The 12,084-nt window shown below is 38.7% G+C and carries 18 protein-coding genes; 16 read left to right on the top strand and 2 right to left on the bottom strand.

Annotated elements, in window-relative coordinates:
* The first annotated feature begins 50 nt into the window (after positions 1–50).
* From comGA to STRIC_RS11600, 13 genes are all read left to right on the top strand, one after another.
* Positions 51–995, top strand: a complete 945-nt coding sequence (comGA, locus tag STRIC_RS08520) for a competence type IV pilus ATPase ComGA (protein WP_008089649.1) — start codon at positions 51–53, stop codon at positions 993–995.
* On the top strand, positions 928–1,962 hold the full coding sequence (comGB, locus tag STRIC_RS08525; protein WP_050897398.1) for a competence type IV pilus assembly protein ComGB: 1,035 nt from the start codon (positions 928–930) through the stop codon (positions 1,960–1,962). Before comGA ends, comGB begins: the two co-directional genes overlap by 68 nt.
* The gene (gene comGC, locus STRIC_RS08530) at positions 1,963–2,289 is read left to right on the top strand and encodes a competence type IV pilus major pilin ComGC (protein ID WP_008090323.1); all 327 of its coding nucleotides are present in this window, start codon (positions 1,963–1,965) and stop codon (positions 2,287–2,289) included. It begins immediately after the preceding gene.
* Positions 2,264–2,692: a competence type IV pilus minor pilin ComGD gene (gene comGD, locus STRIC_RS08535; protein WP_008090412.1), complete on the top strand. Its 429-nt coding sequence runs from the start codon at positions 2,264–2,266 to the stop codon at positions 2,690–2,692. The genes comGC and comGD overlap by 26 nt, the downstream gene beginning before the upstream one ends.
* Positions 2,693–2,699: 7 nt before the next feature.
* On the top strand, positions 2,700–2,939 hold the full coding sequence (gene comGE / locus STRIC_RS08540) for a competence type IV pilus minor pilin ComGE (protein ID WP_234944206.1): 240 nt from the start codon (positions 2,700–2,702) through the stop codon (positions 2,937–2,939).
* Positions 2,899–3,360, top strand: a complete 462-nt coding sequence (gene comGF, locus STRIC_RS08545) for a competence type IV pilus minor pilin ComGF (protein ID WP_050897399.1) — start codon at positions 2,899–2,901, stop codon at positions 3,358–3,360. Before comGE ends, comGF begins: the two co-directional genes overlap by 41 nt.
* A gap of 22 nt (positions 3,361–3,382) precedes the next feature.
* Positions 3,383–3,667: a competence type IV pilus minor pilin ComGG gene (gene comGG, locus STRIC_RS08550; protein WP_162097589.1), complete on the top strand. Its 285-nt coding sequence runs from the start codon at positions 3,383–3,385 to the stop codon at positions 3,665–3,667.
* Positions 3,668–3,715: 48 nt separating this feature from the next.
* The gene (locus STRIC_RS08555) at positions 3,716–4,669 is read left to right on the top strand and encodes a class I SAM-dependent methyltransferase (RefSeq protein WP_008089827.1); all 954 of its coding nucleotides are present in this window, start codon (positions 3,716–3,718) and stop codon (positions 4,667–4,669) included.
* Positions 4,670–4,725: 56 nt separating this feature from the next.
* Positions 4,726–5,919 (top strand): acetate kinase, encoded by a 1,194-nt coding sequence (locus STRIC_RS08560; RefSeq protein WP_008089899.1) that lies wholly within the window; start codon positions 4,726–4,728, stop codon positions 5,917–5,919.
* A gap of 143 nt (positions 5,920–6,062) precedes the next feature.
* Positions 6,063–6,269 carry a helix-turn-helix transcriptional regulator gene (locus STRIC_RS08565; protein ID WP_008090214.1) on the top strand — a complete coding sequence of 69 codons (207 nt, stop codon included), beginning with the start codon at positions 6,063–6,065 and terminating at the stop codon, positions 6,267–6,269.
* Positions 6,270–6,273: 4 nt separating this feature from the next.
* The gene (locus STRIC_RS08570; protein ID WP_008090045.1) at positions 6,274–6,726 is read left to right on the top strand and encodes a hypothetical protein; all 453 of its coding nucleotides are present in this window, start codon (positions 6,274–6,276) and stop codon (positions 6,724–6,726) included.
* An 8-nt stretch (positions 6,727–6,734) separates the two neighbouring features.
* Positions 6,735–7,415 (top strand): CPBP family intramembrane glutamic endopeptidase, encoded by a 681-nt coding sequence (locus tag STRIC_RS08575; RefSeq protein WP_008090147.1) that lies wholly within the window; start codon positions 6,735–6,737, stop codon positions 7,413–7,415.
* A gap of 72 nt (positions 7,416–7,487) precedes the next feature.
* On the top strand, positions 7,488–8,327 hold the full coding sequence (locus STRIC_RS11600) for a hypothetical protein (RefSeq protein ID WP_008090293.1): 840 nt from the start codon (positions 7,488–7,490) through the stop codon (positions 8,325–8,327).
* A 47-nt stretch (positions 8,328–8,374) separates the two neighbouring features.
* On the opposite strand, the gene proC is transcribed toward STRIC_RS11600, so the two are convergent.
* Complete coding sequence (proC, locus tag STRIC_RS08585) at positions 8,375–9,145, bottom strand: pyrroline-5-carboxylate reductase (protein WP_008090237.1); 771 nt, start codon at positions 9,143–9,145, stop codon at positions 8,375–8,377.
* 22 nt (positions 9,146–9,167) lie between these two features.
* A complete protein-coding gene (pepA, locus tag STRIC_RS08590) occupies positions 9,168–10,235 on the bottom strand; it encodes a glutamyl aminopeptidase (RefSeq protein WP_008090390.1) in 1,068 nt (355 codons plus the stop codon).
* Positions 10,236–10,747: 512 nt separating this feature from the next.
* Between pepA and STRIC_RS08595 the strand changes: the two genes are divergently transcribed.
* Genes STRIC_RS08595 through ytpR form a run of 3 tightly spaced genes read left to right on the top strand, consistent with a single transcriptional unit; the run spans position 10,748 to position 11,991 of the window.
* The gene (locus STRIC_RS08595) at positions 10,748–11,032 is read left to right on the top strand and encodes a DUF4651 domain-containing protein (RefSeq protein WP_008089864.1); all 285 of its coding nucleotides are present in this window, start codon (positions 10,748–10,750) and stop codon (positions 11,030–11,032) included.
* Positions 11,029–11,346: a thioredoxin family protein gene (locus STRIC_RS08600; RefSeq protein WP_008089749.1), complete on the top strand. Its 318-nt coding sequence runs from the start codon at positions 11,029–11,031 to the stop codon at positions 11,344–11,346. The genes STRIC_RS08595 and STRIC_RS08600 overlap by 4 nt, the downstream gene beginning before the upstream one ends.
* Before the next feature lie 18 nt (positions 11,347–11,364).
* Positions 11,365–11,991, top strand: coding sequence for a YtpR family tRNA-binding protein (gene ytpR, locus STRIC_RS08605; RefSeq protein ID WP_008090085.1), 627 nt, complete (start codon positions 11,365–11,367; stop codon positions 11,989–11,991).
* Positions 11,992–12,084 lie beyond the last annotated feature (93 nt).

A 12,084-nucleotide genomic window follows, 5' to 3' on the forward strand; every position in this document is an offset into this window, starting at 1 on the left:
TTTTCAATACTTTCTCTCTTTTTTTCGAATAATAAAGTAAGGAGGTCATCATGGTTCAAGATTTAGCAAAAGCAATCATAACTCAAGCACTAGCGCTAGGGGCTCAGGATATTTATATTCTTCCTAATATAGACGGCTATTATCTTTGGGCAAGAGTAGGAAGTGAGAGGAAAGCTTTAGATGTGGATGGGTGTCATCGGGTGGCTAATCTTATTAGTCACTTTAAATATGTTGCAGGAATGAGTGTCGGTGAAAAAAGACGTTGCCAGTTAGGGGCTTGCGATTACCAATTAGATAAGCAAAAGGCAGTTTCCTTACGTTTGACGACTGTTGGTGATTATCGTGGGCAAGAAAGTTTAGTCATTCGTTTACTACATGATGGGCAAAAGGAGCTAAACTATTGGTTTGACGACTTTTCTTCCCTAAAAGAGGTCATTAGAGGTGCCAGAGGCCTATACCTCTTTTCAGGACCAGTGGGTTCTGGAAAAGCCACTTTGATGCACCAATTGATTTCGGAGACGTTTCAGGAATTACAGGTGATTAGTATTGAAGATCCAGTTGAAATCAAAGATGAGCGTATCTTGCAATTACAGGTTAATGATAGCATCGGCATGACCTATGACAACTTGATTAAATTATCGTTGAGGCATCGACCAGATCTTTTGATTATTGGTGAAATCAGAGACCAAGAAACAGCTAGGGCGGCTATAAGAGCGAGTATGACAGGAGCAATAGTCTTTTCAACTGTTCATGCCAAAAGCATTCCAGGAGTTTATGGACGTCTTTTGGAACTTGGGATAAGTCAGGCAGAGTTGGAAAATAGTCTTAATTTAATCGCTTATCAGCGTTTTATCAGTGGAGGAGCACTAATTGATTACAGTCAAAGAGACTTTGAAAAGCATAGCCCCCGAAAGTGGAATCAAAAAATTGACCAGCTTTTTAACTCAGGACATCTCACTGAGCAAGAGGCAAGGATCGAAAAAATTATCGCCTAAAGCACAATTAAAACTGGTGCAACTACTGGATAACCTATTATCAAATGGTTTTAGCTTGTCAGAGACGGTTAGCTTTTTGAAAAAGAGTCAACTACTTTCTAATAACGAGATAACAAAAATGGAAACTAGTCTTTTAAAAGGGGAGCCTTTGGCTGACATGCTTGCAAGCTTGGGTTTTTCAGAAGGAATTATAACTCAGGTCAATCTAGCGGATAGTCACGGTAATTTGGGATTAACGCTTCAGAAAGTCGGAGATTATTTAAAACAAGTACTCTTAATACGGCGAAAGATTGTGGAGGTCGCTACTTATCCTTTGATTCTATTTGTTTTTTTAATCGCGATAATGCTAGGTTTAAGGCATTATTTAATTCCACAATTGACTATTCAAAATCGACTAACTTATTTTTTGATGCACTTTCCAGAATTTTTCTTAGCTTCATTAGCTTTAGTAGCCTTAATGGTACTAGCTTTCCTGTTGCGATGGAGAAGACAAGCGCGGTTACAGCTGGTCAGTCGTTTTAGTCGATGGCCCATTTTCGGCTATTTTCTCAAACATTATTTAACAGCCTATTATGCTAAGGAATGGGGCAATTTAATTGGCCAGGGTTTGGAATTGCAAAGCCTATTAGCCATTATGGCTCAGGAGAAGTCTCAATTAATGCGAGAGCTTGCCAAGGACATGCAAAGTCATCTCCTATCCGGAAAAAGCTTTCACCAACAAGTAGCTGCCTATCCCTTTTTTAAAAAAGAGTTAGGGCTAATCATTGAATATGGCGATATGAAATCGAAACTGGGCTATGAATTAGAAGTCTATGCGCGTGAGAGTTGGTCTCGATTTTTTAGCCAATTACACCAAGCGACTCAACTGATACAACCGTTGATTTTTTTATTAGTCGCTCTTATTATCGTTGTTATTTACGCTGCTATTTTATTACCAATTTATCAAAATATGGGGGATGTTTTTTAAATGAAGAACTATTTATCAAGGCTAAAAGCACCTAAAGTTGCTGCATTCACACTTCTGGAAATGTTAATTGTTTTACTTATCATTAGTGTGTTGATGCTTTTATTTGTACCTAATTTAAGTCAACAAAAAGAAAAGGTAACTGACACAGGAAATGCTGCTGTGGTTAAAATTGTGGAAAATCAAGCAGAGCTTTATGAACTATCTCATGGTGCTAAGCCCACTTTAACTCAGCTTACTGATGAAGGCAGTATTACAGCCAAACAGCAAAAAGTTTATCAAGAGTATTATGGCAAGCATAAAGATGAAACTCAGAAATTATCACATTAAGGCTTTTACACTGATGGAAGGGGTTCTTTCTTTGTTTGTCATCACCTTTATGATTTTGTGCCTCTGGGTACCTCTCACAAACAGTTATGCGACAATCGAAGAACAACTCTTTTTCACACGATTTGAACACCTTTACCGTCATCATCAAAAAATGGCTTTGCTAAAGCAAGAAGAAATAGTCATAGCCCTACAAACTAGGCAGATTAGGGTGAAAGGGGATATTCTCAGAATTCCAAAAGGGATTCAATTGAAAACTAGCCAAGAATTAAAACTTGATAAGCAAGGAGGAAATCACTCTTTGGCTAAGATAAGTTTTGACAATAGGGGCAGACGAATCACGTATCATTTTTATTTAGGGAGTGGTAACTATCAAAAAACAAGTCAAAGCATTCATAGCTCTTGAAAGTCTAGTGGCTCTAGGACTACTATTAGTGCTAACAACTGTGATAATGAAGGCGCTAGAAGATTCTCGTCAGAGATTAAACCATTATCGACACAAGCAAGAAGTGTTGAACACAGCGGTCATGGCTATTCAAAGTCAACAAAGTCACTTATCAATCAATGATTGTCATCTTGAAGTGATTAGGACAGCAAAAGGGGTTATTATTCATGAAAATCAAAAAGAAGTTCTTAGAATGGAGCAAGAGTAAAGTAACTGCTTTTACTTTACTAGAATGCTTATTGACTTTGCTTATCATTTCGGGATCGCTCATAGTTTATCAGGGACTCACAAAAAGTCTTTTTGCTAATTGTCATTATCTCGCGAAAAATGATCAAGATCAGTGGCTTTTGTTTGCGCAACAGTTACGGACAGAACTAGCTGAATCTCATTTGCCAAAAGTGGTCAATAATAAATTATATGTTGAAAAAGGCAAGAAGTCCTTGGCTTTTGGTCAATACAAGAGTCATGATTTTAGGAAGACTTCTCAAACAGGTAGAGGGTACCAACCTATGCTCTTTCATTTGACCACTAGTAAGTTGACTTTAGAGGGAGAACGGCTCCATATTCATTTCAAATGGGAAAGTGGCTTGGAGAGGATATTTATCTATGATTTTCAAGAAAAAAGTTAAAGCAGGCGTACTTTTGTATTGCTTGTTTATATCTAGTGGTTTTTTATTAGTCTTACAAGTTTATCTGGCTCAAATCACTTATCAATATCAAGAATACCAGAGTCAAATAGATTACTCTAGGGCTCAGATAATGGCAGAAATAATTTTGCAAGAAAACAAGTTGGCTAATCAAGAGAAAGTCAATTATAATTGGGGAACAGCTAGTTATCATCTTAAAGGTAATAAGCGACAGGTTACTGTGACCTTTAAAAATAGTAGGAGCTATCATTTTATCTACCAAGCAAAGGATGTTGCTAAGACCAATTAGTAGTGAGGTATTCTTTGCAATTACCCTCAAATTTGGTATGATAGGTATATGAATTTTGAAACTATTGAAAAAGCCTACCAGCTGATTTTAGAGAATAGTCAACTGATTCAAAATGACTTAAAAACGCACTTCTATGACGCCTTGATTGAGCACAACTCCTTTTACTTAGGAGCCCCAGGTGCTAGTCAACAAGTGGCAGCCAGTATTGAGCGTTTAAAGGCATTAGAGTTGACTAAGGAGGAATGGCGTCGCGCCTACCAATTTATCTTTATCAAAGCTGGGCAAACTGAACAATTACAAGCCAATCACCAGTTCACACCAGATGCGATTGGCTTTATTATTTTGCATATTTTGGAGACATTGAGTCATTCGGATGCTATAGATCTGTTAGAAATAGGTAGCGGTACAGGTAATTTAGCCCAAACCATTCTTAATAACTCTCAAAAAACAATTAATTATTTGGGGGTTGAGGTAGATGATCTTTTAATCGATTTGTCTGCTAGCATTGCTGAGATTATGGAGTCATCAGCTCGCTTTATTCAAGAAGATGCCGTAAGACCGCAAATTTTGAAAGAAAGTGATTTCATTTTAAGTGATTTGCCAGTTGGTTTTTATCCTAATGATGCTATTGCAAAGCGTTATCAGGTAGCTAGTCATGAGGAGCATACCTATGCACATCACCTGTTAATGGAGCAATCTCTCAAGTACCTTAAAAAAGGAGGTTACGCAGTGTTTTTAGCTCCAGCTAACTTGCTGACCAGTTCACAAAGCCCACTCTTAAAGGCTTGGTTGAAGGATTATGCTCAGGTCGCTGCAGTTATGACTTTGCCGGATAATATTTTTGGAAATAAATCTAATGTTAAATCCATAGTAATCTTACAAAAGCAGACAGAAACCCCGACAGAAACCTTTGTTTATCCGATTAGAGACTTAAAAAATAGGGATAATATTCGGGATTTCATGCAAAAATTGAAAAAATGGAAACTCGATAATGCCATTTAGAACTTTTTTTGTTATTATAATATAACATCACAGAAAACGATTTCAGAGAGGAAAAAATGTCAAAAACAATTGCAATTAATGCAGGTAGTTCAAGTTTAAAATGGCAACTTTATCAAATGCCAGAAGAAGAGGTATTAGCACAAGGAATTATTGAGCGTATTGGTCTTAAAGATTCTATTGCTACCGTTAAGTATGATGGGAAAAAAGAAGAGCAAATTCTTGATATCCCAGATCACACAGAAGCTGTTAAAATGTTATTAAATGATTTGATTCATTTTGGAATTATTGCAGCTTATGATGAGATTACAGGAGTTGGACACCGTGTTGTTGCTGGTGGTGAACTTTTCAAAGAATCCGTTGTGGTTGATGATAAAGTTCTTGAGCAGATTGAAGAGTTATCTGTTTTAGCTCCCCTACATAACCCAGGTGCAGCTGCGGGTATTCGCGCTTTCCGTGATCTCTTGCCAGAGATTACAAGTGTTTGTGTCTTCGATACTTCTTTCCATACAACTATGGAAAAACACACTTACCTATACCCAATCCCACAAAAATATTACACTGATTACAAAGTTCGTAAATATGGTGCTCACGGGACAAGTCATATGTACGTTGCTGGTGAAGCAGCTAAAATGCTTAACCGTCCGTTAGAAGAATTGAAATTGATTACAGCTCATATTGGTAATGGGGTTTCAATTACAGCTAACCGTTATGGCAAATCAGTTGATACATCAATGGGATTCACGCCACTTGCTGGTCCTATGATGGGGACACGTTCTGGTGACATTGATCCAGCCATTATCCCTTACTTGATTGCGCAAGATCCTGAGTTGAAGGATGCTGCTGATGTGGTTAACATGCTTAACAAAAAATCAGGGCTTGGTGGTGTATCAGGTATTTCAAGCGATATGCGTGATATTGAAGCTGGCTTGGAAGAAAACAACCCAGATGCTATCTTAGCTTACAAGATCTTTATTGATCGTGTGAAGAAATTTATCGGACAATACTTTGCTGTCCTAAACGGAGCAGATGCTTTGGTATTTACAGCTGGTATGGGTGAAAATGCGTCATTGATGCGTCAAGATGTTGTGGAAGCTTTATCATGGTTCGGTATGGAAATCGATCCAGAGAAAAATGTCTTTGGATATCGCGGAGATATTTCAACAGCAGATTCTAAAGTTAAAGTCTTGGTTATTTCAACAGATGAAGAACTTTGCATCGCGCGTGATGTTGAACGCTTGAAAGCAAACTAGTACTATCTTAGTATAAAAATAAGCAATTCGAGATGCTTTATCTCGGATTGCTTTTTTGTGACTATTTTTTTAAAATAGGTTGACAAAAAATGTAAAGGAAACTATACTATAGTTGTAAAGTTTCCTTTACATTTGGAGGGTGTATGGACAATCGGATTCAGGAACTCAGAAAATCTCATGGCATAAGTCAAGCTGATTTGGCAGATGCCATGAGTGTGACGAGACAAACGATTATTTCGCTTGAAAAGGGAAGGTATAATGCTTCTTTAGAGTTAGCCCATCGTTTGGCACGTTATTTTGGTTTGGCAATAGAAGATATTTTTTTATTCGAGGATGATGATAAGGGGTGATGACATGTTTCAGAAAATGATAGCTGATTGGGTAAAACCAAAATCTCTAGCGACTTATAAAAGACAAGTCAGCCGATTAGCTACTTTAACATTGTGTTTAGGAATATGCTTTTTAGTTCTTTCTCTAGTTATAGACCTAAAGAGCTATAACCGTGGTTTTTTAGTAGGATTAGCTATAGGGTTGTTATTGTTAAGTGCTTCCAATTGGTATTGCATTTTGGATGAGAAACGATTGAAGGCCAATTATATTAAAACTTATGACGAGCGTCATCGACTGGTTACGAGATTAGCAGCTAATGGAACCCTTATCGTAAGCTTTAGCTTGCTTATTCTTTTTATTTGTTTAAATGCTTTTATGGGACTCGTCATCAGTTTTAGAAGCATTCTCATTGGTGGTTTGTATGTCTTGTTAATCACTTTTTTAGGATTGAAATGGTGCCTTGGGCGCCTCATTTAGGAGGAAATATGGAAACAACGTTTGCAAAACTCAAAAGCTTTTTAGTGAGATTAAAATGGTTGGCCTTTGCCTTGGTTATAGTGATTGTGGAGCAAAGTGCTCTTTTGCTGGTGAAGAAAGGACAAGCCTTGTGGCAAACGCTTTTACTTGCCCTTTTGATGCTAGTCATTAGCGGGGTCACTTATTGGATAGCCAAAAAAGTCAATTTAGTGGGTGGTAAGACCCTTTCACAAAAAGACTCTAAATGGCTTTGGATAGGTCTTGGAACCCTAGCTCTCTTTGTGATTAAGATGATTGGGGGTATTATTCTAATCATCGAAAAAGGACCTAATGCTAGCACAGCTAACCAGACTATTTTGGAAGAAGCTGGTTTACACCCTCTTTTATTATTAGTTTTAGTCGTCGTGTTGGCTCCTATTATGGAGGAGATTGTTTTTCGGGGCTTATTATTTGGTAAATTGTTTGGACCAAAATCCATTATCGGTCTTTTCTTGAGCAGTTTCCTATTTGGTCTCTTTCATGGACCCACTGATATCGGTAGTTGGGTGATTTATGGTGGTATGGGTCTGATGTTAGGATTTGTTTATTATCGGACTGAGAAGTTAAGCTACACCATGAGTATTCATTTTTTAAATAATGCTATTGCAGCTATTTTTCTATTAATAGCTATGTTTTTGAAACTGAAGTAAGCGAGGGCAAAAAGGATGTCATCTAAGAAGTCAATTCAGCAAAAATGCCATGATTGGGAAAAAAGATTCAAAATGATTGGTCATGTTTTAGTGGCCATTGGGTTTGTCTTGGTTGGAACTGGTCTTGTTTTTCTGGGGACTGGTAATCCCAACAAAGCCTTAGGCGCTATCATTTTTGGCTTTCTTTTCTTACTAGCATCAACTTTCTGTTTTTATGTCTTTGCGGAACCAACAGATTTGAAAGAGAGTATGATTTTTCGTCATGATGAACGAAATCGCTCTCTCAGACATAAAACCTGGTCTTATTTTGGCTATCCTCTTGTAGGCATCTTACTGCTAGTCGCCTTGTTTTTTCCTCAGTTGACACTTAAGCAGATGATGTCTATGAGTCTTTATAATATTTTAGTTTACTTGGTTAATCAGGGAAAACTAGGTAAGGACAAGAAGACTTTCAAATCTAAGCAGGCTTATATCGATTATCAACGACAACAGTTTCCTAAGGTCTCTAAACAGAACAAACACCTAGGATATGCTTTGATGATTTTTGCAACAGTCTTAGGTTTAGCTAGTCTTATGATGACTTTTTATGAGGTATCAACTTCAGCACCAGCTCATATGCTTCTAGTGATTAGTTTCCCACTGTTTTTCATGGGAAATATTCTGGCTTTTGTTCGACGTGACTTTAATGAGACGATGGTTGCTAAACGCTATGTCGTTGAAACGGATGAGCGTAATAAAGCCATAGCAGAGCGAGCAAGATGGATAGAAACGACTGTTATTGTCTTGGCTATCTTGGTCTTGGCCCTAGCCTTTCCACATTTACGCTTGAATAAGGTCATGGTTCCATTGCTAATCTTTGGAATACCATTAGACAGACTTTTACGATGGGCTCTGGGAAAATACGTTTTATAAGCAAAAAGCTCTTGCATAGGTTCATGCAAGAGCTTAGTTTTATGTGCTTATAATTCTTTGGCGCGTTGGATCGTGCGATCAATAGCAGAGCAAACCGAATGTGAAAATCTGTTTTTTTCCAAGTCCATAAGGCCAGCAATAGTGGTTCCGCCAGGACTACAAATCTGATCGATCAAGTCATGGGGACTATGGTGACTCTCTGCCAAGTGCTTGGCACTAGCGATAATGGTTTGAGTGACGATATCCAAGGCTTTTTCTTTTGGCAAGCCGTTTTTGACACCCGATTTGGCCAAGGATTTAATGAAAAGATAGATATAAGCAGGGCTAGAGCCAGCTAAAGCCGTAAAGGTATCAAAGTCTTTTTCAGAGATGGGAAAGGTTTTACCAAAAGAATCGGTCAATTCAGTGGCTAAATCAAAGAGCTCTTGGTCAACCCACTGATTTGCTGTGAGAGCCGTTGTGCTTTCTAAGATATTAGCGTTCATATTCGGCATGATGCGAAGCAAAGGAAGCCCAGAGCTAGTTAGCTCTGCTAATCTTGCTAGGCTGATGCCTGCGGCCATTGACATAATGGGTTGTTTAAAGTGTAAGTCACTAAGGACTGTCTCAAATAGTTGAGGCTTAATTCCTAAAATCACTAGGTCAGCTTGATCGATTAAGTCTTGATGAGACAAAGCGTAAGCGACCTGTAATTCTTTAGCGATGTCTTGTGAGCGTTGTAAAGATGAGCCTGAAATGATGATGTCATGTGGGCTATTTTTAATCCCTTTGATTATGGCACTCGCCATCTTACCAACACCAATAAATCCAATTTTCATAGGGTCTAGTGCTTATCCTCTTCTAATAGTTTTTGATGAGATCAACGGTTGAGCGATCTAGCTTTTTGACGATAGCTTGTAAAAAGGCTTGGGCTTCGACAAAATCATCCATAGCATAAAGGGTTTGGTGGGAATGGATGTAGCGGGCACAAACACCAATAGTTGTTGAAGGGATACCACCATTTTTAAGATGAGCCGCACCGGCATCGGTACCGCCTTTACCACAGTAGTATTGGAACTTAACGCCTGCTTCTTCAGCGGTTGTTAACAAGAAATCACGCATATCTTTTAGCATGACATGCCCTGGATCGTAGAAGCGTAGGAGTGTACCGTCACCAAGTTTGCCAGCGTCGCCATAAATATCTCCAGCAGGAGAACAATCTACCGCAAAGAAAAGCTCAGGATCAAATTGAGTGGTTGACACATGGGCGCCACGAAAACCAACTTCTTCTTGCACATTGGCACCAGCAATTAAGGTGTTAGCTAATTTTTGGCCTTTTAAGGCTTCCAAGAGTTCAGTAACCATTAAGACACTAAAACGATTATCCCAAGCTTTTGAGATGATGTTTTTTTGGTTAGCAGTGACAATAGTTTCGGATTGAGGAACAATGATATCACCAGGACAGACACCAAAGGCTTCTGCTTCAGCTTTATTGGTAAAACCGCCATCAAAAATAATATCACTGATTTTAGGCAGACTAGCAGAACCATTGGCAGCTCTTAGAAAATGAGGAGGGACAGAGCCAGAAATAACAGGAATGGCCTGACCTTGGCGAGTATATAGAGTAAAGCGTTGAGAGCTTACGACTAGCGGAATCCAGCCACCAATTTCAACTACACGGAAAGTCCCATCGGCTTTGATGTCGCTAACCATAAAACTGACTTCGTCCATGTGGGCAGCAACTAAGATACGAGGAGCCTTGTCGGCAGTGCTGTCTTTTATCCCAAAGATACCACCGAGTCCATCTGTCTCGACACGATCAACCAATGGGCTTATTTTATGTCGAAGGTAATCACGTACCTGATGTTCGTAGCCAGCAATGCCATCTAACTTCGTTATTTCTTTAATTTTTGCAATTAAATCTGTCATCTTTCTTCTCCATGTTTAGCAAGGGGAAACCCCGAAATACAGTATACCTTACTATTTTACCATTTTTTGAGTAAGTTTTAAGGAATGATTTCACAGAAAAATTAAAAAATCCTAAAGCTGTTGAGCTTTAAGATCTCTTAGGGGAATGCTTTTTAGAAAGCTGATAGCTGCCCTTTTTAGGCAGAAGGCTAATCATTAAGATGAGAAAGCAAGCAGCAATGGATAAAAAGAGAAGGGCACAAATCAAGGGAAGGGTGTCTACAGTGATTGCTAAAGATATGGGAAAGAGAGTTGGGTTCATGATTTTTTACCTTCTAAGTTATATGATAAGTTTATTTAATTTAAAAATAAACTATACTTAAAAATAGTATAACGCTCTCTCCTTAAGATTTCAAGTAAAGTTTGATGTTTTTTTAATTGACGTGAAATAAGCTGAGCCTATTTAAGAGTATTGGCTATTTCTTAGGATTAAGTCTAGCCTTTTTGAAGTGTCTTATGATAAAATGTAGGTTATGAAAGATAAAAAAAGAGGGATGATTTCAGGCCTAATTGCTATTGGAATCATAACTGGTTTAGCGCTAGTCGCTAAGAACAGGTATCAAGAACGAAAACAAGAAGAGATTATCAAGCAGATACGACAGACACTAGCGACCTTGGGGGAAGTTCAAGTCTTATACGTGGATGCTAAAGCGTCTAATCATAAGAAGGTTTGTGGAGGAGCGGTCTTAAAGGATGGTAAATCTTATGGCTACTGCTATGAGAAGGGGACAGTAAAGGTGGAGGAGGACTTGACATGATTGAGCCAAAGTCATATCAGGAATTAGCAGATATTATTGAGCAAGAGGACAAGGTGCTTTTGTTTTTTACAGCAGATTGGTGCCCTGATTGTCAGTTTATCTACCCTGTCATGCCAGATTTAGAAGCGGACTATCCTCAGTTGACCTTTGTTCGCATCAATCGTGATCTGTTTATCGATTTGGCTCAGCAATGGCATATTTTTGGCATTCCAAGCTTTGTCCTTCTAGAAAAAGGCAAGGAAATCAGCAGATTGGTGAATAAATTGCGAAAAACAAAGGCTGAGATTAGCGCATTTTTAGCGGATTTGATTTAAAAGAAAAGGAAGAAAGAGATGATTTTTGCATATAACAAGGAACAAGTTGGCGATGTCCTGATGGTGATCTTGCAAGATACCAAGGACATCAAACGTCAAGTGGAACGTAAAGGAAAGGTGGCTCGTGTATTTGAGGAAGCCACAGGTAAGACCTTGGCTTGGAATATTTTTGAGGTGTCAAGTTTAATTTCCGTTGAAGGAAATGGGCAAGTCTTTCTGTCAGATCAAGCCCTTGCTACTTTAAATGCTGAGCTAGCTAAGGAAGGTTTTGACGATCAGTTGGAAAATACGGCCGGTCCCGTTTTTGTAGTGGCTGAGATCAAAGAAATGGTGGATCATCCAGACAGCGATCACTTGCACATTTGCCAAGTGGCTATTCATGATGGGCAAATGGTTCAGATTGTGTGTGGAGCCCCTAATGCAGCAGTAGGCCTTAAGACAGTCGCTGCCCTTCCAGGAGCAATGATGCCAAGTGGCAGTCTGATTTTCCCAGGAAAACTTCGTGGTGAAGATAGCTACGGTATGCTTTGCAGCGCGCGTGAATTGGAGCTTCCAAACGCTCCACAAGTGCGTGGCATTATTGAATTAGCCAGTGATGTGACAGTTGGCGAAGCCTTTGACGCCACAAAACACTGGCAAGGTTAATAAAGAGATAAAAAGACAGAACTATCGGTCTTGGATTGAAGAAGAAATCTAATTTGGATTGTTTTCTTCAATCTTTTTTTGTTTTCCTTAACA

Source organism: Streptococcus ictaluri 707-05 (genome assembly GCF_000188015.2).
GTDB classification, from domain to species: domain Bacteria; phylum Bacillota; class Bacilli; order Lactobacillales; family Streptococcaceae; genus Streptococcus; species Streptococcus ictaluri.

Coding starts and splice junctions, on each gene's coding strand:
- ytpR (WP_008090085.1), top strand. CDS start 11,365: ATGATTTTTGCATATAACAAGGAACAAGTTGGCGATGTCCTGATGGTG.
- STRIC_RS08560 (WP_008089899.1), top strand. CDS start 4,726: ATGTCAAAAACAATTGCAATTAATGCAGGTAGTTCAAGTTTAAAATGG.
- comGF (WP_050897399.1), top strand. CDS start 2,899: ATGAAAATCAAAAAGAAGTTCTTAGAATGGAGCAAGAGTAAAGTAACT.
- pepA (WP_008090390.1), bottom strand. CDS start 10,235: ATGACAGATTTAATTGCAAAAATTAAAGAAATAACGAAGTTAGATGGC.
- STRIC_RS08555 (WP_008089827.1), top strand. CDS start 3,716: ATGAATTTTGAAACTATTGAAAAAGCCTACCAGCTGATTTTAGAGAAT.
- STRIC_RS08575 (WP_008090147.1), top strand. CDS start 6,735: ATGGAAACAACGTTTGCAAAACTCAAAAGCTTTTTAGTGAGATTAAAA.
- comGC (WP_008090323.1), top strand. CDS start 1,963: ATGAAGAACTATTTATCAAGGCTAAAAGCACCTAAAGTTGCTGCATTC.
- STRIC_RS08565 (WP_008090214.1), top strand. CDS start 6,063: ATGGACAATCGGATTCAGGAACTCAGAAAATCTCATGGCATAAGTCAA.
- STRIC_RS11600 (WP_008090293.1), top strand. CDS start 7,488: ATGATTGGTCATGTTTTAGTGGCCATTGGGTTTGTCTTGGTTGGAACT.
- STRIC_RS08570 (WP_008090045.1), top strand. CDS start 6,274: ATGTTTCAGAAAATGATAGCTGATTGGGTAAAACCAAAATCTCTAGCG.
- STRIC_RS08600 (WP_008089749.1), top strand. CDS start 11,029: ATGATTGAGCCAAAGTCATATCAGGAATTAGCAGATATTATTGAGCAA.
- comGD (WP_008090412.1), top strand. CDS start 2,264: ATGAAACTCAGAAATTATCACATTAAGGCTTTTACACTGATGGAAGGG.
- STRIC_RS08595 (WP_008089864.1), top strand. CDS start 10,748: ATGAAAGATAAAAAAAGAGGGATGATTTCAGGCCTAATTGCTATTGGA.
- comGA (WP_008089649.1), top strand. CDS start 51: ATGGTTCAAGATTTAGCAAAAGCAATCATAACTCAAGCACTAGCGCTA.
- proC (WP_008090237.1), bottom strand. CDS start 9,145: ATGAAAATTGGATTTATTGGTGTTGGTAAGATGGCGAGTGCCATAATC.